This is a genomic window from Paraclostridium sp. MRS3W1, assembly GCF_032465715.1.
Classification (GTDB): Bacteria; Bacillota; Clostridia; order Peptostreptococcales; family Peptostreptococcaceae; genus Paraclostridium; species Paraclostridium dentum.
On the sequence record NZ_JAWDJM010000067.1, the window covers coordinates 1 to 21,421 of the forward strand.

21 protein-coding genes are annotated in these 21,421 nt (G+C 28.0%); 2 read left to right on the top strand and 19 right to left on the bottom strand.

Going from position 1 to position 21,421, the window contains the following annotated elements:
• The 10 genes from RWY47_RS05000 to RWY47_RS05045 form a co-directional block, all read right to left on the bottom strand.
• The coding region (locus RWY47_RS05000) for a hypothetical protein (protein ID WP_316030262.1) at positions 1-304 on the bottom strand (304 nt) is incomplete at its 3' end.
• A gap of 22 nt (positions 305-326) precedes the next feature.
• Entirely contained in the window at positions 327-1,040 is a 714-nt protein-coding gene (locus RWY47_RS05005; RefSeq protein WP_025162548.1) for a LytR/AlgR family response regulator transcription factor, read from the bottom strand.
• A gap of 160 nt (positions 1,041-1,200) precedes the next feature.
• Positions 1,201-2,379, bottom strand: coding sequence for a PAS domain-containing sensor histidine kinase (locus RWY47_RS05010; RefSeq protein ID WP_224170917.1), 1,179 nt, complete (start codon positions 2,377-2,379; stop codon positions 1,201-1,203).
• A 120-nt stretch (positions 2,380-2,499) separates the two neighbouring features.
• Positions 2,500-3,960: a MocR-like pyridoxine biosynthesis transcription factor PdxR gene (gene pdxR / locus RWY47_RS05015; protein ID WP_168930812.1), complete on the bottom strand. Its 1,461-nt coding sequence runs from the start codon at positions 3,958-3,960 to the stop codon at positions 2,500-2,502.
• A 139-nt stretch (positions 3,961-4,099) separates the two neighbouring features.
• Entirely contained in the window at positions 4,100-4,498 is a 399-nt protein-coding gene (locus RWY47_RS05020; protein WP_142730007.1) for a hypothetical protein, read from the bottom strand.
• 37 nt (positions 4,499-4,535) lie between these two features.
• The gene (locus RWY47_RS05025) at positions 4,536-6,074 is read right to left on the bottom strand and encodes a YfcC family protein (RefSeq protein ID WP_150843075.1); all 1,539 of its coding nucleotides are present in this window, start codon (positions 6,072-6,074) and stop codon (positions 4,536-4,538) included.
• Between the two features lie 152 nt (positions 6,075-6,226).
• On the bottom strand, positions 6,227-7,168 hold the full coding sequence (arcC, locus tag RWY47_RS05030; protein WP_021430501.1) for a carbamate kinase: 942 nt from the start codon (positions 7,166-7,168) through the stop codon (positions 6,227-6,229).
• Between the two features lie 89 nt (positions 7,169-7,257).
• Positions 7,258-8,253, bottom strand: a complete 996-nt coding sequence (gene argF / locus RWY47_RS05035) for an ornithine carbamoyltransferase (RefSeq protein ID WP_021430502.1) — start codon at positions 8,251-8,253, stop codon at positions 7,258-7,260.
• 32 nt (positions 8,254-8,285) lie between these two features.
• Positions 8,286-9,506, bottom strand: a complete 1,221-nt coding sequence (gene arcA, locus RWY47_RS05040; RefSeq protein ID WP_206198368.1) for an arginine deiminase — start codon at positions 9,504-9,506, stop codon at positions 8,286-8,288.
• Between the two features lie 183 nt (positions 9,507-9,689).
• Positions 9,690-10,880, bottom strand: a complete 1,191-nt coding sequence (locus RWY47_RS05045; RefSeq protein ID WP_168930808.1) for a MerR family transcriptional regulator — start codon at positions 10,878-10,880, stop codon at positions 9,690-9,692.
• Positions 10,881-11,239: 359 nt separating this feature from the next.
• Here RWY47_RS05045 and RWY47_RS05050 point away from each other — a divergent pair, with 359 nt between their 5' ends.
• On the top strand, positions 11,240-12,580 hold the full coding sequence (locus RWY47_RS05050) for an alanine/glycine:cation symporter family protein (protein ID WP_021430505.1): 1,341 nt from the start codon (positions 11,240-11,242) through the stop codon (positions 12,578-12,580).
• Between the two features lie 73 nt (positions 12,581-12,653).
• Here RWY47_RS05050 and RWY47_RS05055 read toward each other — a convergent pair whose 3' ends face one another.
• From RWY47_RS05055 to RWY47_RS05065, 3 genes are all read right to left on the bottom strand, one after another.
• Positions 12,654-13,550 carry a D-alanine--D-alanine ligase gene (locus RWY47_RS05055; RefSeq protein WP_150843077.1) on the bottom strand — a complete coding sequence of 299 codons (897 nt, stop codon included), beginning with the start codon at positions 13,548-13,550 and terminating at the stop codon, positions 12,654-12,656.
• Between the two features lie 96 nt (positions 13,551-13,646).
• Positions 13,647-14,534, bottom strand: a complete 888-nt coding sequence (locus RWY47_RS05060; protein WP_150843078.1) for a cation diffusion facilitator family transporter — start codon at positions 14,532-14,534, stop codon at positions 13,647-13,649.
• A gap of 214 nt (positions 14,535-14,748) precedes the next feature.
• Entirely contained in the window at positions 14,749-15,930 is a 1,182-nt protein-coding gene (locus RWY47_RS05065; RefSeq protein ID WP_150843079.1) for a M20 metallopeptidase family protein, read from the bottom strand.
• Between the two features lie 159 nt (positions 15,931-16,089).
• Between RWY47_RS05065 and RWY47_RS05070 the strand changes: the two genes are divergently transcribed.
• Positions 16,090-16,998 (top strand): LysR family transcriptional regulator, encoded by a 909-nt coding sequence (locus RWY47_RS05070; protein ID WP_168930804.1) that lies wholly within the window; start codon positions 16,090-16,092, stop codon positions 16,996-16,998.
• 26 nt (positions 16,999-17,024) lie between these two features.
• Here RWY47_RS05070 and RWY47_RS05075 read toward each other — a convergent pair whose 3' ends face one another.
• The 6 genes from RWY47_RS05075 to RWY47_RS05100 all read right to left on the bottom strand — a co-directional run bounded on the left by RWY47_RS05075 (position 17,025) and on the right by RWY47_RS05100 (position 21,263).
• A complete protein-coding gene (locus RWY47_RS05075; protein ID WP_021430512.1) occupies positions 17,025-17,210 on the bottom strand; it encodes a hypothetical protein in 186 nt (61 codons plus the stop codon).
• 151 nt (positions 17,211-17,361) lie between these two features.
• Positions 17,362-17,772, bottom strand: coding sequence for a flavodoxin domain-containing protein (locus tag RWY47_RS05080; RefSeq protein WP_021430513.1), 411 nt, complete (start codon positions 17,770-17,772; stop codon positions 17,362-17,364).
• A 202-nt stretch (positions 17,773-17,974) separates the two neighbouring features.
• Positions 17,975-18,838, bottom strand: a complete 864-nt coding sequence (locus RWY47_RS05085) for an ABC transporter ATP-binding protein (RefSeq protein ID WP_025162102.1) — start codon at positions 18,836-18,838, stop codon at positions 17,975-17,977.
• Positions 18,838-19,920, bottom strand: coding sequence for a FecCD family ABC transporter permease (locus RWY47_RS05090; protein WP_150843080.1), 1,083 nt, complete (start codon positions 19,918-19,920; stop codon positions 18,838-18,840). The genes RWY47_RS05085 and RWY47_RS05090 overlap by 1 nt, the downstream gene beginning before the upstream one ends.
• Positions 19,920-20,948, bottom strand: a complete 1,029-nt coding sequence (locus RWY47_RS05095) for an ABC transporter substrate-binding protein (RefSeq protein WP_025162104.1) — start codon at positions 20,946-20,948, stop codon at positions 19,920-19,922. Before RWY47_RS05095 ends, RWY47_RS05090 begins: the two co-directional genes overlap by 1 nt.
• 141 nt (positions 20,949-21,089) lie before the next feature.
• Positions 21,090-21,263: a hypothetical protein gene (locus RWY47_RS05100; RefSeq protein ID WP_167402902.1), complete on the bottom strand. Its 174-nt coding sequence runs from the start codon at positions 21,261-21,263 to the stop codon at positions 21,090-21,092.
• Positions 21,264-21,421: the final 158 nt, after the last annotated feature.

Sequence of the window (21,421 nt, forward strand, 5' to 3'; positions counted from 1 at the left end):
CATATATTATAGATGCTATTAAATTTGAATATAGTGCATATTTTAAAATTGTAAAACTCATTAAAATTATACTGGTTTTAACTTTTAACTTCTTTATGTATATATATATTATTAAAAGTGAAATTAATGAAAATATTATTATGTATAAAGTTGTATTGTATATCTCCATTATTGTTGTAAATAAAGGCAATAATATTATTATAATCATAGACACAATATCTTTATATGTAATTTTTATAGATCTAAAATAACTATAATATATGAAAATTATAAATCCGATTAATCCAACTATGTAAACAAACAAATTGTCCTCCTATTGTTATACGTTAATCTTTTAAATTGTAATTTATATATTTTTCTTTTAGCTCTAAAATCTTTAGCCTACTAACCATAGCTTTTTGTGAAATATCAAAAAATATTTCTCTTGAAGCTATTTTTCGTATCTTTTTTATATTAACGATATAACTTCTATGACTCCTATAAAAAAAATTCACATCTAACTGTTTTTCTATATCTTCTAACTTTCCATAAAATGATTTAGTTTCATATTCTCCATTAAAATCATAGTGTACGGTTATAGTTCTATTGTTTACTTCAAAGAAATATATACTATCTACATTGAATTTAACAATTTCTTTTTGCATTTTTAAAACTATAGTCCTAGTTTTTTGATTTTTTTTTACCTCTAAAATAATTTTTTTTAATTTCTCCTCATTTAATGATTCTTTAAGCAAATATTCATATACATTTAGTCCATATCCCTTAATTGCATATTCTGAGTAATTAGTAAGAAAAACTATGCATACTTCTTTATCTAAGAATCTTATCTTTTTAGCAGTTTCAATTCCATCTATATCGTCCATAACTATATCCAATATAATTAAATCAAAATCTTTATCATTAATATCATCTAAAAGTTTCAGTCCTGAATCATACTCAAAAATAGTAATACTTGTATCTATTGATTTTGAAAATTTAGCTATATAACTTTTCACTGTGTCTCTGTATATTTTTTCGTCGTCACAAATAGCTATTTTCAACCTTATAACACCTTCCATTTTTTATTTGTAATATAATTACTTTTTATAATAACATTTATAATATATAGCGTAAACGATAATAAAGATAGAAACATAAATTTCCATCTTTATTATCACAGGCTTATATAAATTATTATTTTAATCATATTTTTTAACTCTATTAATATATATCGGAAAATTCTATACTCATAGGATCAAATCCACTTATTACACATGGAGTAGATACTTTATCTTTTGAATTACCATTTTTAAACGGAAGTTTTACAATAAACTCACTACCTTCATCTAAAGAAGTATTCACATCTATATTCCCCCCATATATGTTCACTAATGAGTTAGTTATATATAAACCTAATCCACTTCCTTCGTTTAGTTTTACTAATCTATCATCCACATAGCTTAATTTTTCAAAAATACATTTTGTATATCTATTTGGTATACCAACTCCATCATCTTTAACTTTTATAGTAATATAATCTTCTTCACAAGTTAATACAACTTCTATTTGCCCATTTTTCTTGTTATATTTTATTGCATTAGATAATAAGTTTAATAAAATTTTTTCAATAATATTTTCATCAAATTCCCCAATATGTTCTTCTTCATTTGTATCGAAGATTAAACTTATACCCTTTTCTTCACAAAATAGAGCAGTTTTTATACAAATATTTTCTATAAAGTAGACGATATCTCCAATTTTAAAATTGCATTTTATCTCATTTGAATCTAATTTAGTTACATAAACAAGATTATTAGTAAGTTTTAACAATCTGAAACTATTTTTTTTTATAATATCACTAATGTATTTAATTTCATCTACATCAACTTTTCGCATTGAATCAATATTAAAACTCAATAATTGTAATGAACTAGTAATTGCATTGATTGGTGTTCCTAGTTCATGATATAAATTTGAAAAGAAATCAGATTTTAATTTTTCTATTTCTTCATATATATATGCTGTATTAGTTATATCTCTGACCATTCCAACAATTCCGCAAACTTGATTTTTACTATCTAACATCGGAGTTTTTGTTATTTCTATATGTTTTCTTTTTTGATTTTGCATTTCTATTTCTGTTTGATATATTCTCTTTGATTTATATGTAATTACTTCTTTGTCTTTTTCTTCAAAAATTTTAGATTGTTTATTATGTCTGTATATATCTTTATCTGTTTTTCCTATGATTTGGTTAGATGTCAGTCCTAAACAATTACAAAACTCTCTATTGCAATAAATATATATCCCCTTTAAGTCTTTATAAAATACTGCATTTAAAACTGACTCCCCTAATGCAAACCCTAAATCACTTTTATTTTCAGCTAAGTTATGGTTCATTTTTACCACTCATATAAACCCCCTTTAATTTTTTTAATCTATAAATTTTTTAATATTTATTACTATATTATATAAAATAAAAGTAGATTTAAGTCGCATTTGGTTGTGAAATGTATTTTTTTAGTTGTGAAATGAATTTATTGACTCTCCTATAATTTTTATTCCTTTTTCAATCTCCTCAAATGAAAGTCTAGAAAATCCTAGCCTTAATGTATCTTTACCTTTTTCATTTACATAAAATATATCTCCTGGCATGAATATAACGCCTTTTTCATAACATCTTTCCAATAATTCCCTCGAATTTATATTTTTTAGCTTTATAAAAATATGAAGTCCACCTTCACCCAGTATATATTCATTTGGTATGTATTTATTTACGCATTCATATGCATAGTTAAACTTTTCTCCATAAAACTTCTTTATTTTTTTTACATATTTTTCAAATGCTCCATTACTCAGATAGTCGTAAAGAACTGCTTGATCTAAAAATGAAACATGAATACTCTTGCACCTTTTTACACTTTCAAGCCTTGAAATCACAGTTTTATCACATAATATCCATCCTATTCTAAGCCCTGGGAAAAGTATTTTTGAAAAACTTCCTATATATACAACTCCATTATTTAAATTATCTAAAGATGCAATTGGAAATATATGAGAACTAGAATACAGTAACTCTTCATTAAATCCATCTTCTATTATTGGAGTATTATGTTTTTTCATTAATTTATAGAACTTGTATCTATTCTCTGGATCCATAACTAGTCCTGTTGGATTATGGTATGATGGAGTTATATACGCAAACTTAGGCTTAATTCCTTTTTCTTCTAAAAAATCTAATTTTTCTTCTAGCATGTTAAAATTTAATCCATTATTATTTATATCTATGCCTACAATATTTAATCCTAAAAATTTAAATATCTTTTTTGCTGTATTGTGAGTTGGATTTTCACATATTATATAATCACCTTTATTTGTAAATGACGATAGAATAAGCTCCAGCCCCTCTGTAAATCCATTAGTTATTAATATATCTTTATTGCTTGTATCTACCCCTTTACTATTCATATAGCTAAGTAAATAATCTATAAGCGGCTTGTATCCTTTTGCATATCCATAGTTTAAAATTTTGTGACCCTCTAGTGATAGTCTATTTAAAAAGGCCTTTTTAAACTCATCTATATCAAATAGCTCTCCATTTGGAGCTATACTTTTAAAAGATATTAAATCACTCCTCCATGGAATTTCATTTTTTACAATATCCATATCATTAGCTATTTTTGTCTGTTCATTTTCAAGACAGCTAAAATCTATATTCCAAGATTTATTCACAGATACATTTTTATGATTTACGAAAGTTCCTTTTCCATAAACTGAGTAAATTACACCATCTGCTTTTAATTCCTCATATGCAGAAATTATAGAATTTCTACTTACATTTAAAAACTGACTTAATTCCCTTGTTGATGGCAATTTACTATTATCTGGTATTAACCCTTTATTTATCATATCATCTATATACTCTTTGATTTGTATATATATTGGCTGTTCATCATTTAGTTTTAAATTTGAAAATAGCACTTAATCACCTCTTACCATTTTTAGTCCTATTTAATATAATATCAATTATTTTATACAACTTGCAATTATATATTGATATTTTAATAATAAAAGGACTTATTCAAGACATCTTAATATCTTGAATAAGCCCTTATTATAATTATTTCAATTTAAAATTTAAATTAACCTTACTCTGTAACATATACACTAATATAGGAATATACATATAAGTTAAATATCCTTTGATATTAAACATTGTTATTATCAATAAAAATGAAAATATACTTGCTGTTCTAATTGATGCTTTTTCACTTTTGTTCAATATAGTAAGTATAGTTCCACTCATTATGCCAAATAGAATTATCATAAGTGAAAATGCAATAAATATACTTAGTTCTTGAAATTTAATAGGCATATTAGGTATCGATGAATATAAAATTACAAATGTATATGTCATTGCACCAAATGCAATATATGTCTTTCCCATAGTTTTTTTCTTTATTATAAGAACAAAAGTAAAAATTAAATATAATAAACTAAGCAAACTTACCAAACTCATAGACATCACCCGTAATTAATTTTATTTTGAATTATGTTTATATTCCTAATACCACCGGCATTATAGCTAATATTAATAATGTAGCAATAAATAAAATTAATAGTAATTTGCCTATAAACTTCACCCATGTTACATAATCAATTTTAGATATTGCCAATCCTCCCATTACAACTCCAGATGTCGGAGTTATTAAGTTAACTATACCACTTCCTGCTGAAAACGCTGAAACTACAATTTCAGGTGCAATATTTAATTTCTGAGCAAGCGGGGCAAATATAGGCATAGATACTGATGCTAGCCCCGATGTAGATGGTACTAAAAATGATAGACCTATATAAATAATGTAAGCCATATTTGCAAATAAAATTCCTGATACTCCACTCAATACCCCAGATGCTTTATCTAATATATATATATCTAATCCCGCATTTGCCATCATAAAAGATATTCCTCTTGATATCCCAATTACTAAAGCAACTCCCACCATATCTTCGCAACCTGAAATAAATGAACTTACAATATCGCGTTCTGACATTCTATACACTAATCCTATTATCACAGCCATTATGAAAAACCATGATGTTAACTCAGGGAACCACCATGATCCTAATGAAGCTCCGTTTAACCATGCTGTTGAATTTTCAAACATTTTTATTCCAAAGTCGCTCCATGGAACAACGCCTAAAATCATAACTACAAATGATAAAACAAATAACACAAGTACAGATTTTCTTTTTCCTGTAAGTTCTAATATTTCCTCTTTATTTCTACTAAATGATTCATTAGCATCCATAATTTCTTTTTTAGACAATATAGTGTTTGACTTATCCAAGTGTACTTTCTTAGCATATCTCATTACATAAATTATAGATATAGATAAAGTTACAATCCATAAAACAATACCTATTATTATTATAGTTCCTTGATTTATTTGAACTCCTGCCGCACCTGCTGCTGAAACAGCTGCTCCTATGGCAAATGGATTAACCGTGGACCCTAATACTCCACACCCACAGCCTAACAATAGTATAGACGCCCCTACAATAGGATCAAAACCAGCTGCTATCATAGTGGCAGTTATAAGTGCATAAAATGCTAATGATTCTTCTGCCATACCATAAGATGTACCTCCTAGTGAAAAAATTATCATTAATACTGGTATTAGCATCAATTCTTTTCCTTTAAGACGTCTTACCAGACCGCCTACACCAGCATCTAATGCCCCCGTTTTAGTTACAACTCCTAGAAACCCACCTATTATAAGAACAAATAGTGAAACATCAATAGCTCCCTTAACCTGCCCCACATTAGTTACACTAACTAATGCTTCTTCTTTACTATTTATTGTTTTGAGAGCACTTTCTACTCCACCAGAATTCATAGAATCATTTATTTCACTTTCTAAATTAACATCTTTAACTCCTATCATCCCTGTAACAGGTGCCATAACAACATCTGATAATTTAGCATTTTTTACCCCTGGAACAAATTGTGTCGCTAAGGCTATAAATATCATTATAGCTAGTAAAACTGTGTATGCAGAGGGGAATTTAAATTTACTTTTTTTATTTAACATTTTCCGTACCCCTTTATTATTTATTTTACAAAAGGGCTGACTCAAAATTTAAATTGCTAATGGATAAATATATATTTCAATTATATGTTTACCATTTGCCATAGATTTCGAGTCAGCCCTTTTTAGTAATGTTTGTTTATATAATTTTACTTTTATTTTCTTTTATATATTATAGTTCCAGTTTTTCCATGTAAAGCTTCTTTAGCTTTTTCTAATGATGTTATTAAAGCTTTCCCATTTGTAGATGATTCTACAAAATCTATACAAGCTTCTATTTTCGGTAACATAGAACCTTTTGCAAAGTGTCCTTGCTTTGAAAATTCAATCGCTTCATCTAGATTTATAGAATCTAAATCCTTCTGGTTAGGTTTATTAAAGTTTATAGAAACCTTATCAACAGCAGTTAAAATTAATAGCATTTCTGCATCTAAATCTTTTGCTAATTGAGCACTAGATTTATCTTTATCTATAACTGCATCTACTCCTTGAAGTGATCCATCTGAATTTTGAATTACTGGTATACCTCCACCACCAACAGTTATAACTATGCTTCCACTATCGACTAATTGTTTAACAGTATCTAGCTCAACTATTTTTTGAGGTTTAGGTGATGCAACAACTCTTCTGTACCCTCTTCCTGCATCTTCTACAAACTTAAATCCTTTTTCATTAGAAATTTTTTCAGCTTCTTCTTTTGAATAAAACATCCCAACTGGCTTTGTTAAGTTTTTAAAAGCATCATCATTTTTATCTACTATAACTTGAGTTACAATAGATGCAACATTGCTTTTTAAATTTCTTGCATTTAATTCATTTTCTATAGACTGTTGCAAGTGATATCCTATATAACCCTGACTCATTGATCCACACTCTGCAAATGGCATAATTGGCGTATTAGCTCCATTTTGAGATGCAAAATCCATAGCTAAGTTTATCATCCCTACTTGCGGTCCATTGCCATGCCCAACAATTACATTATATCCATCTTCATGTAAGTCTACGATTGTTTTTGCAGTGTGTTTAACTAAATCTAACTGCTCCTTTGGGTTATTCCCTAAGGCATTTCCCCCTAATGCTATAACTAATCTTTTCATAATCTCATTCTCCCATTAAGTATATTTCAATGAAATTTACTTATCATATATATTTTTAATATGAAAAGTTTTTAATTTTATATTATTTGTTACTGGCCTATTGTAGCTGCCATTATAGCTTTTATTGTATGCATTCTATTTTCAGCTTCATCAAATACAACTGATTGCTTAGATTCAAATACTTCATCTGTAACTTCCATTTCAGTTATACCAAATTTTTCATGCATCTCTGCTCCAACTCTAGTTTTCAAATCATGGAATGCTGGTAAGCAGTGCATAAATATTGCTTCTGGATTAGCATTATTCATAACTTGTTTATTAACTTGGAAAGGTTTTAATTGTTTTATTCTAGCTTCCCAAACTTCATCTGGCTCACCCATAGACACCCAAACATCTGTATATATAACATCAGCATTTTTAGTGCCCGCCATAACATCTTCTGTTAATGTTATAGTGCATCCATTTTGACTAGCTATTTCCTTGCATGTATTTACCAAATCTTCCGCTGGGAATAATTCACTTGGAGCACAAGCCGTAAAATTAAGACCCATCTTAGCACAAGCAACCATTAAAGAGTTACCCATATTGTTTCTTGCATCTCCCATATAAACAAAGTTGACACCTTTTAATCTTCCTAATTTTTCTTCTATAGTTAATAAGTCAGCTATCATTTGAGTTGGATGGAATTCAGTAGTTAATCCATTCCATACTGGCACTCCTGCGTAAGCTGCTAATTCCTCTACTATTTCTTGTGAAAAACCTCTATATTCTATACCATCATACATTCTTCCTAAAACTCTAGCAGTATCTGCTATAGATTCTTTTTTGCCCATTTGAGAACCTGTAGGTCCTAAGTATGTAACTCCCATTCCTAAATCCATTGCTCCAACCTCGAAAGAGCATCTAGTTCTAGTTGAATCTTTTTCAAATAAAATTGCAACATTTTTTCCATTTAAAGTTTTATTAACTACTCCAGCTCTTTTTAAATCTTTTAAGTTTTTAGATAAATCTAATAAGTATCTTATCTCCTCGCTTGAAAAATCTAATAATTTTAAAAATGAACGACCTCTTAAATTAACTCCCATTTGTTATTCCTCCTAATAATATATTTTTAATTTTATAATTCTCTAATTAAAGGCATCGACATACATCTTGGACCCCCACGCCCTCTTGATAATTCACTTGACGGTATTACGTGTATTTTAATTCCATTATCTACTAATAATTTATTAGTAACATAATTTCTAGAATATACTATTACTTCACCTGGTTTTATGCACAATGTGTTTGAACCATCATTCCATTGTTCTCTATCTGCTATAACTTTATCTCCACCTCCACACTGTATTAATTTGACTTTGTCAACTTCAAGATGTTTAGCTAATATACATTCCAACTCTTCATTGACTTCTTTTATATTAAGTTCTTGGCATTTGCCTTTTGTTATTTCAAATACTTGTAATGGTCCTTGTATTCCTGGATGTATAGTAAATTTATCAACATCTATTTGTGTAAATACTGTATCTAGATGCATCATTGCTCTATTATTTGGAATGTTGACTGCTAGGATAGTTTCTATTTTTTGATTATTACTATTGAAGAAAATTTGCTTAGCTATATGCTCTATTGCTGAAGCTTCTGTTCTTTGTGATATACCTATTGCTAGAGTTTTTTCAGTTAAATTTAATATATCTCCACCTTCTATATGAAACTCAAAATCTCTATCATAAAATCTTTCTACTTTTCCTTTAAAGTCTTTATGATATTTAAATATATAATCTGCATATAAAGTTTCTCTATTTCTAGTCACTGAATACATTTTATTTAAACTGACTCCATTTCCAATACTTGCAAATGGATCTCTTGTAAAATATAGATTTGGCATAGGATCAGCTACAAAAGGATATTCATCAGCAGTTAAATCTGATAAACTTTTTTTACTTAATTGTGGTAATTCATTTTTATTTATACCTGCCATAGTTTTTCTTATTAATTCTTCATTATTTTCAAATGTTTTGAGAAACTTATAAACATTTTTTTGAAGTTCCTCACTTTTAATTCCAGCCTCTTGTATGAATTGATTTATAAATTTTTCTTTTATCTCCTCATCTTCTATAGCTTCAGCTGCTAATTCATGTAAATATACAACCTCTACCCCATTAGATCTTAACGTATCAGCAAATGCATCATGCTCTTGCTGAGCTACTTCTAAAAATGGAATGTCATCAAATAATAACCTTTCCAAATATTCAGGCGTTAAGTTTTCTATTTCTTCCCCTGGCCTATGAAGTAGAACTTTTCTTAATGGCTTTATTTCACTTGTTACTGTAATTCCCATAATAATTCCCCCTTCATTCAATTAAATCTTATGTTTTTTTTATTATTAATATGTCAATAATTTAATGGTATATTTAAAAAATTTTATATTTTATAGCTGTTAATGTTTTAAATTCAATTTTTTTGTTTATTATTTAACATGGTTGCTTATAGCTACAAAATCTAAATTTATTAAAACCTAATTTTATAATTTATTACTTTTAAATAAAATGTGACTATTAGTTATATTAATTGCGTTACTTTTTTTTATATTTTTATCAATATAAAATTCAAAATCTTTTTTCTTATTATCTACTATTTCTAAAATATTACCTGGAATAGTGTATATGTACTCTAATATAGCTTTTGTGTCATTTACAATTAAGTTGTCTTTATACAAATATTTATCAATATTTTCAAAGTATTTATTTAGTATTAGTTCGGCATTATCAATTCCAAACTTAGCAGATAATCTTTCTTCAGAAATTTTCATCTTTTCATTAAATCCTAGCAATAATTGTTCTAATTCTCTCATATGATCATTTCCAATAGTTGAACAATAAAACTGTCCTTTTTTCTTTAATACTCTATGTATTTCTGATAATACTTTATCTAAGTCATTCATGTAAAATAATATATGATTTGCGATTACAATATCAAAACTTTCGTCTTCAAAAGGAATATCATTAGGATTTATTCTCTTAAATGATAAATTTTTATTATATTTGTCTAAGTTTCCTTTAGCTTCATCTATCATGTCCTGACAAATGTCTGTTAGTGTTATATCTATATCGAAATCTATATTATTTAAATTTTTTAACCATAAAGCTCCATTACCACATCCAATTTCTAGTACTCTACATTTTTTATTTAAATCCATATTTCTAAATACCCAGTTATACCATCCATCTTTATTTGAGCTAAACTTTTCTTGCAAAATTATATTTGCATTTAAATTAGATGAATCTATGTACTGTTGCAATAATTGCTCTTCACTTTCCAGAATTTTTATTATATCGATTGTATTATTTAAATCTAATTCTGGAGCACTTTCCATACTAGTCTCTGCAGTTTCTATTATGTCTAAAATTATTTTCATATGATTTATTTTATTTTTAATGATATTTTTTTGTAATTTAAAAGAATTAGCCATGTCATCTTTTCCAAAGCTTTGAGTTTCAATTTCCATAACTTCATCTAATGATAGACCTAAATATTTTAATACTAGAATTTGTTTTAATTTCAGAAAGTCTTGTTCTGAATACAACCTGTGACCTTGGTCGTTGTGATGTGATGGTTTTAGTATGCCTTTTGTGTCATAGTACCTTATAGTTCTGATTGTTACACCAGCTTTTTTAGCAAATTCACCTGTAGTATATAACTTTTCCTCTTTCATTATATCTCCCCCAAATTCATTGCCTAATTATATTCTATAGGGTTACGTTACGTAACAGGCAATATATAATTTAAAATTTTTTTATTTTTTTTTATTTTTTTCTTATTACTATGCTTATGCATATTTGATTTTTAAAATTAAGAAATATAAATTTTCATTAGAATTTTGCAATTATAACTAGTTAAATACTAAAAAATCTAACTGCAGTTATTTATCACTTCAATAATTTAATTATAAATCTAATTAATTACTCTATAAATATATTTTTACATATTAAATTTTAATTCACATATATAATAATAAAGGACTCAATTAAAATTTATTAAAACAAGCATACAAATTTATAAGGGAGGGGTTTTATGTTTGATGCTTTCAAACATTTAGTAGATTGGCTCTGGCTTTATCCTATTTTAATCATATTAGTTGGTGGCGGGATAACAATGTCAATTACTTTAAGATTTTTTCAAATAACAAAATTGCCATTTATATTAAAAGAAACATTTGGGAAAATATTTAAAAAAGGAGAAGGAGATGGAACAATTACTCCATTTCAAGCTGCTACATCTGCTTTAGCTTCTACAATAGGGGCTGCAAATATAGTAGGGGTACCTCTAGCTATAGCTACAGGAGGTCCTGGTGCTATATTTTGGATGTGGATTATTGCAATATTTGGATGTGCACTTAAATACTCAGAAATTATATTAGGTATTAAATATAGAGTTAAAAATGAAAATGGTGAATATGTTGGCGGTCCTATGTACTACCTTAAAAATGGCGCAAAAATGCCTATTTTAGGTTCATTGTTTGCATTTTTCTTAATGGTAGAAATTGCTCCATCTATAGCTACACAGTCAGCTTCTATTGTCCAAACTGCAGAAACTATCAATATACCACCTGTAATATCAGGCATTGCAGTTGTATTTATAGTTGGATTAGTTGTTTATGGAGGTATAAAAAGAATTTCGAAAGTTACAGAAAAATTAGTACCTTTTATGGCAATCGCATATTTTTTAATCGCACTTATAGTTGTATTGTTTAGCTTTGAAAATATACCAGCTACATTTAGCTTAATATTTAAAGGTGCTTTTAATCCTACTGCCGCTGCTGGTGGTTTTGCAGGGTCTGTTGTTTCTGCAACAATAAGAACTGGAGCTGCTAGAGGAGCTTATTCAAATGAAGCAGGTATGGGTACATCAACAATTGCTCACTCTGCTGCTGTCACTGATTATCCAGCAAGACAAGCTCTTTGGGGTGTATTTGAGGTGATCGTAGATACGCTTTGTATATGTACAATAACCGCATTATTAGTTTTAACTACAGGCACATGGTCTGGTGTTGGCGCTGACAAAGCTGCTGCTATGCCTTCAATGGCAATTCAAAGCGTGTTAGGAACTAAATTCGGTGGTGGATTTTTAACTATCTGCATGCTTATGTTTGTTCTATCAACTTTAATAGTAATAATTTTTTACGGTGAAAAACAAGCTGAATATTTATTCGGGTTAAAAACCTCTAAAATTGTTAGAGTAATTTATTTATGCTTTATAATGATAGGTGCATTATGTAAATTAGATAATATAGTTGTATTGTTAGACTCTGCTCTAGCATGTGTTATAGCTACAAACATGATAGGTGTAATAAAACTTCGAAAGGAAGTAAAAGAAGAATCTGATAAATTTTTTGAATCTCAAAATTTAAAATAGTATAAATAAAAAACAAAACAAGCTAACTTGATTTAGAGAGATCTCTCTATTTTAAATTAGCTTGTTTTTTATATTAGTTTAAAGAATATTCTATTATTTTATTTATTAACTCACTAAATCCTATACCGTTAGCCTTTGCACTTCTTGGAATTAAGCTAGTTTGTGTCATTCCTGGTAATGTGTTTAATTCTAATACATAAGGTACTCCATCACTTATTATTACATCTACTCTAACATAAGCTTTGCAGTTAAAAGCTTCCCAACATCCTTTAGATATTTCATTTACTTTTTCTTGTAATTCTTTTTCTAAATAAACCACTTCTTCTGTAGCACCGTTTGAACTATATTTTGATTCAAAATCGAAAAACTCTGAATTTGCTGTTATTGATATAGTAGGGAATACTTCTCCATTTAATATAAATGATGTATACTCCCCACCTTGTATATATTTTTCTATCATAACACAGTCATCAACTTCTAGTCCTTTTTGTACTGCATTCAATACTTCTTCTTTAGACTTTATTAAAAATGTTGCTACACTTGATCCTCCACTATTTGGTTTTATAAATACTGGATATCCTATTTTTTCTATTTCTTCGTAATCTATATCTTCTATCTTTCTAACTACTGTCCATGGAGCTGTTGGTAAATTAGAATCTCTTAATATTTTTTTAGTCATATTTTTATCCATGCATAAAGCACTAGTTAATGGATTACATCCTGAGTATGGAATATCCATAGCTTCTAAAATAGATTGGACACATCCATCTTCTCCAAATTTACCATGAAGAGCTAAAAATGCAAAATCTATATCATCTGTTACCTTAGTAAATATATCTTTTTTATCATTTAATACAATCTTTACTGCTTCATGTTTATCTCTATCTATATTGTTAAAAACCTCTTCGCCTGATCTTAGTGATACCTCTCTTTCAGAAGATATACCACCCATTATAACTGCTATTTTCATCTATCTCACTCCTAATTATTATCTTTTACGTCATTACTTATATAAACAGTATATGATTTATGGATTATATCTTAAAGTACCACCCATAGTCAAGTTTTATATATCAGTGGTTTTCTTATTATAAAATGGTTCTATATGAATTATGACTTGAGCGCTTTTATTTATATCCTTTCTTATAGAAGCTTCAATATCATGGTTTAATTTATGAGATTTTTCAACAGTTATATTAGGTTCAACCATTATATGCATATCTATATGCACATCACTTTCACTACCTCTACTTCTAATGTTATGAACATCTTTTATTTCATTAAAGCTTTTAAGTATGTCTTTTATAGCCTCTTCATCAACTATCGCTTTATCAACTAAAACATCTATAGTAGATTTAAAAATTTCATATGAAGCATGAAGTATAAACCCTGCAACAACTAAAGATGCAATAGGGTCAATTATAGCTGGTAACCCTAATCTAACCCCCACTAAAGTTAATAAAACTCCAATAGAAACAAATATATCACTTTTAGTATGAAGTGAGTCTGATATTAGTATATAACTATTTAGTTTTTTACCTATTCTATATTCATAAGTACATACAAATACATTTATTATAAGAGTTAATATTAATACAAGCAAACTTCCAATTGTTATTGTTGGTTCAACTGGATTTTGAAATTTTAAAATACCTTCAAAAATAATTTTACCACCTATAAATAAAAGCATTGCCCCTATAAAAAGACCTGATATAACTTCAAATTTCTTATGTCCATATGGGTGTTCTTTATCTTTTGGCTTAGATGCAATAGATACTCCTATTAAACCTACAATATTTGATGTTCCATCAGATATTGAGTGAAATCCATCAGCAGTCATACTTGCACTTTTTATAATACTACCAATTGCTATTTTTAATATTGCAACACCTATGTTTGCAAATAATATTATCCATAAAACTTGTTTTACTTTTTTATAATTATCCGATAACATAATTAACCTCCTTAATTTTATAAATAAAAAAATCCATGGAAAAGTTTTTAAACTATCCCATGGATTTATAATATCCACTGCTTCCTAAGAAACCCAGCACATAGTAATACGTGCCTGATAACTCTATTTAACATGTTAAAATTAATTTTAATTCTATCAATTAAATATATCGCTGTCAATATTAATTTATATTCAAGTTAGACTAATTATGTTACTAATTATTCAAAAAATTTATTGCTCCTTCTACTAAAAGCTTGCATCCTTTTTCAAATACTTCTTCATTAAGTTTTACTTTTGGATTGTGAAGAGGATAAACTTCCTCTCCCTCTATTATTGTGTTTAATCCATAATATACTCCAGGTATTTTTTCGAAGTAATAAGATGCATCCTCGCTACCCATAGCTCCTTTAGGTAAAAGTATCATTGAGTTTTCACCCCATATATTTTTGCAAACACTTAATAATTCATCTACCATATCATTATTATTATTAAGTGCTGGATATCCATATTCATATTCATACTCATAACTTCCACCCATAGTCTTTGTTACACCCGATACAATTTCTTCTAATCTTTTGTTAACAAAATCTCTAGACTCATTTTCTAAACATCTTACCGTTCCTAATATCTCCACATAATTAGGTATTATATTATATACTGGAGTTGCTGGTTGTTCGCTTTTTATATTAGATATACTTATTACAATAGGATTTTGAACATCATTTTCTCTTGTTAATATTCCTTGTATCATGTTTATAATCTGATTTGTCATAAATATTGGATCTTTTGAAAATTCTGGTGTTGATGCATGTGCGCCTTTTCCAATAATCTTTATTTTAAATCTGTCTGATGACGCCATCATACCTCCTTTTTTTGTTACAATCTGGCCAGGTTTAAAATATGGTATGCTCATAACATGTTGAGCTATAATAGCATCTACTTTTGGATTTTCTAAAACCCCTTCATCTATCATTACTTTCGCACCTCCCCCATATTCTTCCCCAGGTTGAAAAATAAGTTTAACTTGACCGTTTAATTTATCTTCATTTTCTTTTAATATTTTTGCTGCACCTAAAAGCATTGCAGTATGTGCATCATGCCCGCATGCATGCATATTTCCATTTGTTGACTTAAAATCTACTTTTGTTTCCTCAGTTATAGGAAGCGCATCCATGTCAGCTCTTAATCCTATCACCTTTTTATTTGTTTTTTTACCTATCAATGCTGAAAGTCCTGTACATGTTTTAAACTCTTTATAATCTATGCCCATATTTTCCAATTCATTTTTTACGTAATATAATGTCTTTGGTAAATTCAACCCAATCTCCGGTATTTGGTGTAAATCTCTTCTACATTTAATTATGTATTCACTTATATTCTCTTTATATCTTAACATTTTAATTACCTCCAATATCAATAAATATTTTAAAATAAATTTGATGTATTTTTAACTTAATGTATAATTTAATATTACTACTGATTATTATTTTGAAAAAATCTAAAATATTTATACCTATATATAAATAATATTTATACTTATGATTGGAGGATTAATATGAAACTTGAACAAATTGTATATGCTCTTGAAATTGCAAGATGCGGATCTATATCTAAAGCAGCTAAAAATTTGCTTCTAACTCAGCCTAATTTAAGCTCATCTATAAAGAATTTAGAGGATGATATTGGATTTAAAATTTTTCAAAGACTTCCTAGAGGTGTTTCTGTTACAACTAAGGGTACTCAATTTTTAGAATACGCTGAGTCAATTTGTAAAGACGTAGAAAATATCAATGCAATAGGATCAAATTCTAATTCATTAACTCCTATTAATTTTTCTTTATCTACTCAATCATTTTCTTACATAATGGATAATTTTTTAGCTCTTCATTCAAATTATAATAACAATATTACTAATTTTAAAATTAAACATTCTCACTACTTTGAAGTTTTAGATGATGTTGTAAGAAAACAAGCAGATATTGGGATAATATCCATATCAAACGAACATATGGACTTATGGAATAAACTTTTTAAATCTAAAAATATTGAATTTAATCCTATAACTTCTGGTAAATTACATGGTTATATATTAGATAGTCACCCTCTATTTAATAAAGAAAATTTAGTAATTGAAGATCTATTTGAATATCCATTAGTTACATGTAATCATGATGACTATAATGCTTTGTATTCAAATGATTTTTATAAAAATAAATTATCTTTTAAAAATAATATACTTGTATCTGACTATGGAGCCTTAATTTATACAATGGAATCTGTAAATGCTGCAACTATAATACTAAAATTAGAAAATAGTTATACAAAATTGTATTTTGATAGCTCTCACAAAGGTCGTTATGTCAATATTGATATCTTACCAAAAATTACACTTGGTTGGATTAAACTTATTGATTCTCCCATTTCATCTATAGCAAGTGAATTTATAGATTTAATAACAAAATAAAAAATAGGAGTATACACTCCTATTTTTTATTTTGTTAATGACCACTCGTCATTCTTTATATATATTCTTTTTGTATTACAACTTCTATCCATTACAAGTAAGCTATCATCTTCTATGTTATTGCTTAAAAGCATTAAATCATTATCCCTACAAAAATTTCTTGCAAGCTCTAATGCATCTGACTCCATATTTAGTTCTAATAATCTTCCCATTTATTTTCTCCTTAAAAATATAATTTAACTCAATTTTATTATAATATATATTACCCTTTTAAAAAAATAAAAATCACTAGATATATGTTTTCTATATAACTAGTGATTTTGTTAAATATATATTTTGTTAATATTACAATGGGCTATTTTATTAATTATAAGCTAATGCTAAATTATTATTTAAAACATCTACAAAATTATAAATTTTTTCTTCATCTTCTTTTTTAAAATGTTCTTCAAAGTTTATAAGTCCTGTAAATTCTTTTGGTAGATTATTATCGATATAATTTATTTGTTTTTCATCTTTATTTACTGTGAAAAATCCTAATTTCTTAAATTTAAACTCTTCTATGTTATTTTCTATAAATCTTTGAATTTCAGTTGAAATTTCTCCATCTTCTAGGTTTATTCCTATTAACACATTCTCATATTTGTCTAGGTAAAAAGATGAATTATATTTTGTATTTCTTACATCTACTTCTGAGTCTAATTTTTCTGATAAAGACATTGCTAAGTTTTTAGTTATTCCATTATTACTCCCATAAGCTATTAAAGTACACATTAACACTACCTCCACCAATATATAGTATATACTATTGATATTTTTTATTCCTTATACGTTATACTATATACTATTAACCATCTTTTTGCAACCATTTTCATGGAAAATTCTGTGTTATATATATAACATAATCCATATAGTACATCTCATTGGTTAAGTTATGTATACAAATAAAAAAATAAACTCTAAATTAGAGTTTATTTTATCCTTGATATGCTGCATGCTTATGGAAGTGTTCATGTTCCCCTGTAAATCCATCTTCATGTATATGATCATGTCCAATTCCGTTTATGTGTGAGTGACTATGCATAAATGATACCTGCAATTTATTATTCATAGGATTTACACCTACATATGCATTTACCCCAAAAATTTCTTTTAACATTTTCTCAGTTATAACTTCTTTAACACTTCCACAGTTTTTTATTTTTCCATCTTTCATAACAATTAGATAATCACAATACATAGAAGCCATATTCATATCATGTATAGCCGATAAAGTAGTTATATTTAAGCTTTTTACTAAATCCATCAACTGTATTTGATAGCCTATATCCAAATGATTTGTAGGCTCATCTAAAATCAAAAATTCAGTATCTTGAACTAATGCTCTTGCAATTAAAGTTCTTTGTTTCTCTCCTCCAGAAAGCTTTGAAAAACTTCTTCCAACATAATCTTCAAGCCCTACTCGTTTTAACATGTCAGTAACCATATCTAAATCTTTCTTTGAATAATCTTCAAATACAGATTTGTATGGGTACCTTCCCATTTTTACAATTTGTTCTACAGTGAAATCGAATTGAGAGTTACTTTCTTGAGCTAAAACTGCTATTTCTTTTGCACAGTCTTTATCTTTCATATTAAGTAAATTTTTATTATCAAGTAGTATCTGCCCGCTATCTGGCTTGTACAGCCTATATATGTTTTTTAGTATAGTAGATTTTCCTGATCCATTTGGTCCAATAATTCCAACAAACGATCCTTTAGGTATTTCAAATGATATATCTTTTAAAATTTCTTTTTTATCTATACTAAATTCCAAATTTTTAACTTGTAATTTAAACATTAGTCTCTTCCTCCAAATGTATAATTTTTCTTAGAAATCAGATATAAGAAGAATGGTCCCCCTATTAAGGATGTTATTATACCTATTGGTATTTCTACTGGAGGGAAAAGACCTCTAGCTAAAACGTCCGATGCAATTAAAAATATAGATCCTATAAGTGCAGATAAAACTATAAGCTTTTTATGATCACTTCCAGCTATAGTTCTACATATATGAGGAACTACTAATCCTATAAATCCTATAGCCCCAGTTATTGCAACTAATGTAGATGTTAAAAGTGTTGCCAGTATTAATATTACTGATTTTATTAATTTTACATTTATTCCAAGTATTATGGCACTATCATCTCCTAAAAGAAGTATATCTAAAGATTTTGACATTATAAATGCTACAATCATAACAATTAATAATACTACAAATGGAATTAATAATACATCCCATTTAGCTCCACCTAAACTACCTACAGTCCAAAACAATGCATTTTTAGCCTGATTTGAGTTTTTAGCTGAATATATAAGTAAGTTTGTTAATGCTGAAAATATAGTAGAAATAGCCATACCTGTAAGCACAAGCCTCGTAGTTGACGTAGTTTTACCCATTTGAGTTCCTATTGCAAAAACTAGTACTCCAGATAATAATGACCCTACAAAAGCCCCACTAGTTATACTATTTATTCCTACACTTGATACTCCACCTAAAACTATAACAAAAACCGCTCCACAAGAAGCTCCTGCAGATATTCCAAGTATGTAAGGCTCTGCTATTGGATTTTTTGTTACACACTGCATTAAAACCCCGCATATTGCAAGCCCTGCTCCACATATTGCTCCTAAAATCACTCTAGGAAATCTTATTTCCCATATTATATTTTGAGTCATAACTTCGCCTACACCGCTAAATAATGTTCCATTTGTCAATCTATTAAGTAATACTTTATATACTTCACCAGGTTCTATATAAGTACTTCCAACTGCTATTGCTCCAACTATTGTACCTGCTAATATTATAGTTAAAGCTATAACCCAAAATAAGAAACCTTTCTTTTTAGAAAGGCTTCTTTTGTTTTCAACCGAAACTTGCATTATTTTTTATCTCCATAGAAATATCCATGCATTTCTTCTATTACCATTGGGTTTCTAACACCTGGTGACAAATCAGCTAACTTAACTACATATATTTTATTATTTTTTATAGCAGGTACATCTTTAAGTGCTGGATTTGATTTTAAATAATCAATTTTTTCTTTTACAGGTTGTCCAGCTAAGAAATCTGTTACTAATATTACTTCTGGGTTTTTTTGTACTATGCTTTCCCAAGAAACATTTATATAAGGTTTTTTAGCATCCTTTCCAAATACGTTGTTTCCTCCAGCTATTTCTATTAAATTATTTGCAAGCCCTGATCCAACTACCATTGCATCTTTTTCTCCAGAGTCATAAACCATCATTTTAACTCTATCTTCTTCTTTTACATCTCCAACTTTATCCTCTACAACTTTTATATCACTTTTCATTTTATTTACAACTTCAGTAGCTTTATCTTCTACTCCAAATATTTTTCCAAGTAAGCTAAAGTCATCATATACATTATTTATTGTTGCATCCGGCTTATATGCTGATGCCATAAAAGGAGCTACTCCTTTATCTATAAGTTCTTGAGGAGACCCTGTTGTTTGCTCATTTATAGAAGAATCCCATCCACTAACAAAATCTGCTCCAGTAGCTACAAAAGCCTCTTTAGATATAGAGTGACCTTCTCCTACTTTAAGCTCAGGTATTTTTTTATATGCAGCTTCAAATTGTGGAAGTATTGGGTTATCTAAAAGAGCCGTTCCAACCATTCTATCCCCTAAATCAAGAGCTAATAACATTTCTGTCATGAATTGAGATAATGTAACTGCTTTTTGTTTTGGTGCATCAACTTTTACATTATAGTCTTTAGCTCCATCTGAATAAACATACTCTACTGTTTTAAAATTACTTGATTCGACTTTTGTATCTGATGATTTAGATTCTTTATTGTTGTTTGATGAGCAACCTACAACGCTAAGTGTTAACCCTGCTATAGCCATTAATGCTATAAACTTTTTTAAACTTTTACTTTTTATCATTTTTATTTCCCCCATTTTTCATATGTTTAGTAAATTATCCCTAAAAAATATTAAAGCCATGAAGTCACTTAAATAAAGGTACAAAAACAGACCTTTTTCTTAAGTAAAACCTTCATGGCTTTATTTCATAATATCTAATTTTTACTCGTGTCTATGCCCATGTTCCCCATTGTGGTCATGCTCATGCGTATAATCATGCGTATAATCATGATCATGTGAATGAACCCCTGTGAATCCATCTTCATGGTTATGATCGTGCCCTAATCCATTTACATGTGGATTATGATGTAATCTAAAATTTCTTTGTAAAAACATATTTTGTCACACTGTAATGTTTTAGTTACTTCATTAACTAACGTTTTCATCCTTAATTTATACTATATTATGTTTTTGCATAATAGTAAAGTTTTCTGTATGTTTTTGGAAAATTTAGTTTTATACAGATAATTACATTTTTTTACATTTTTCATAGT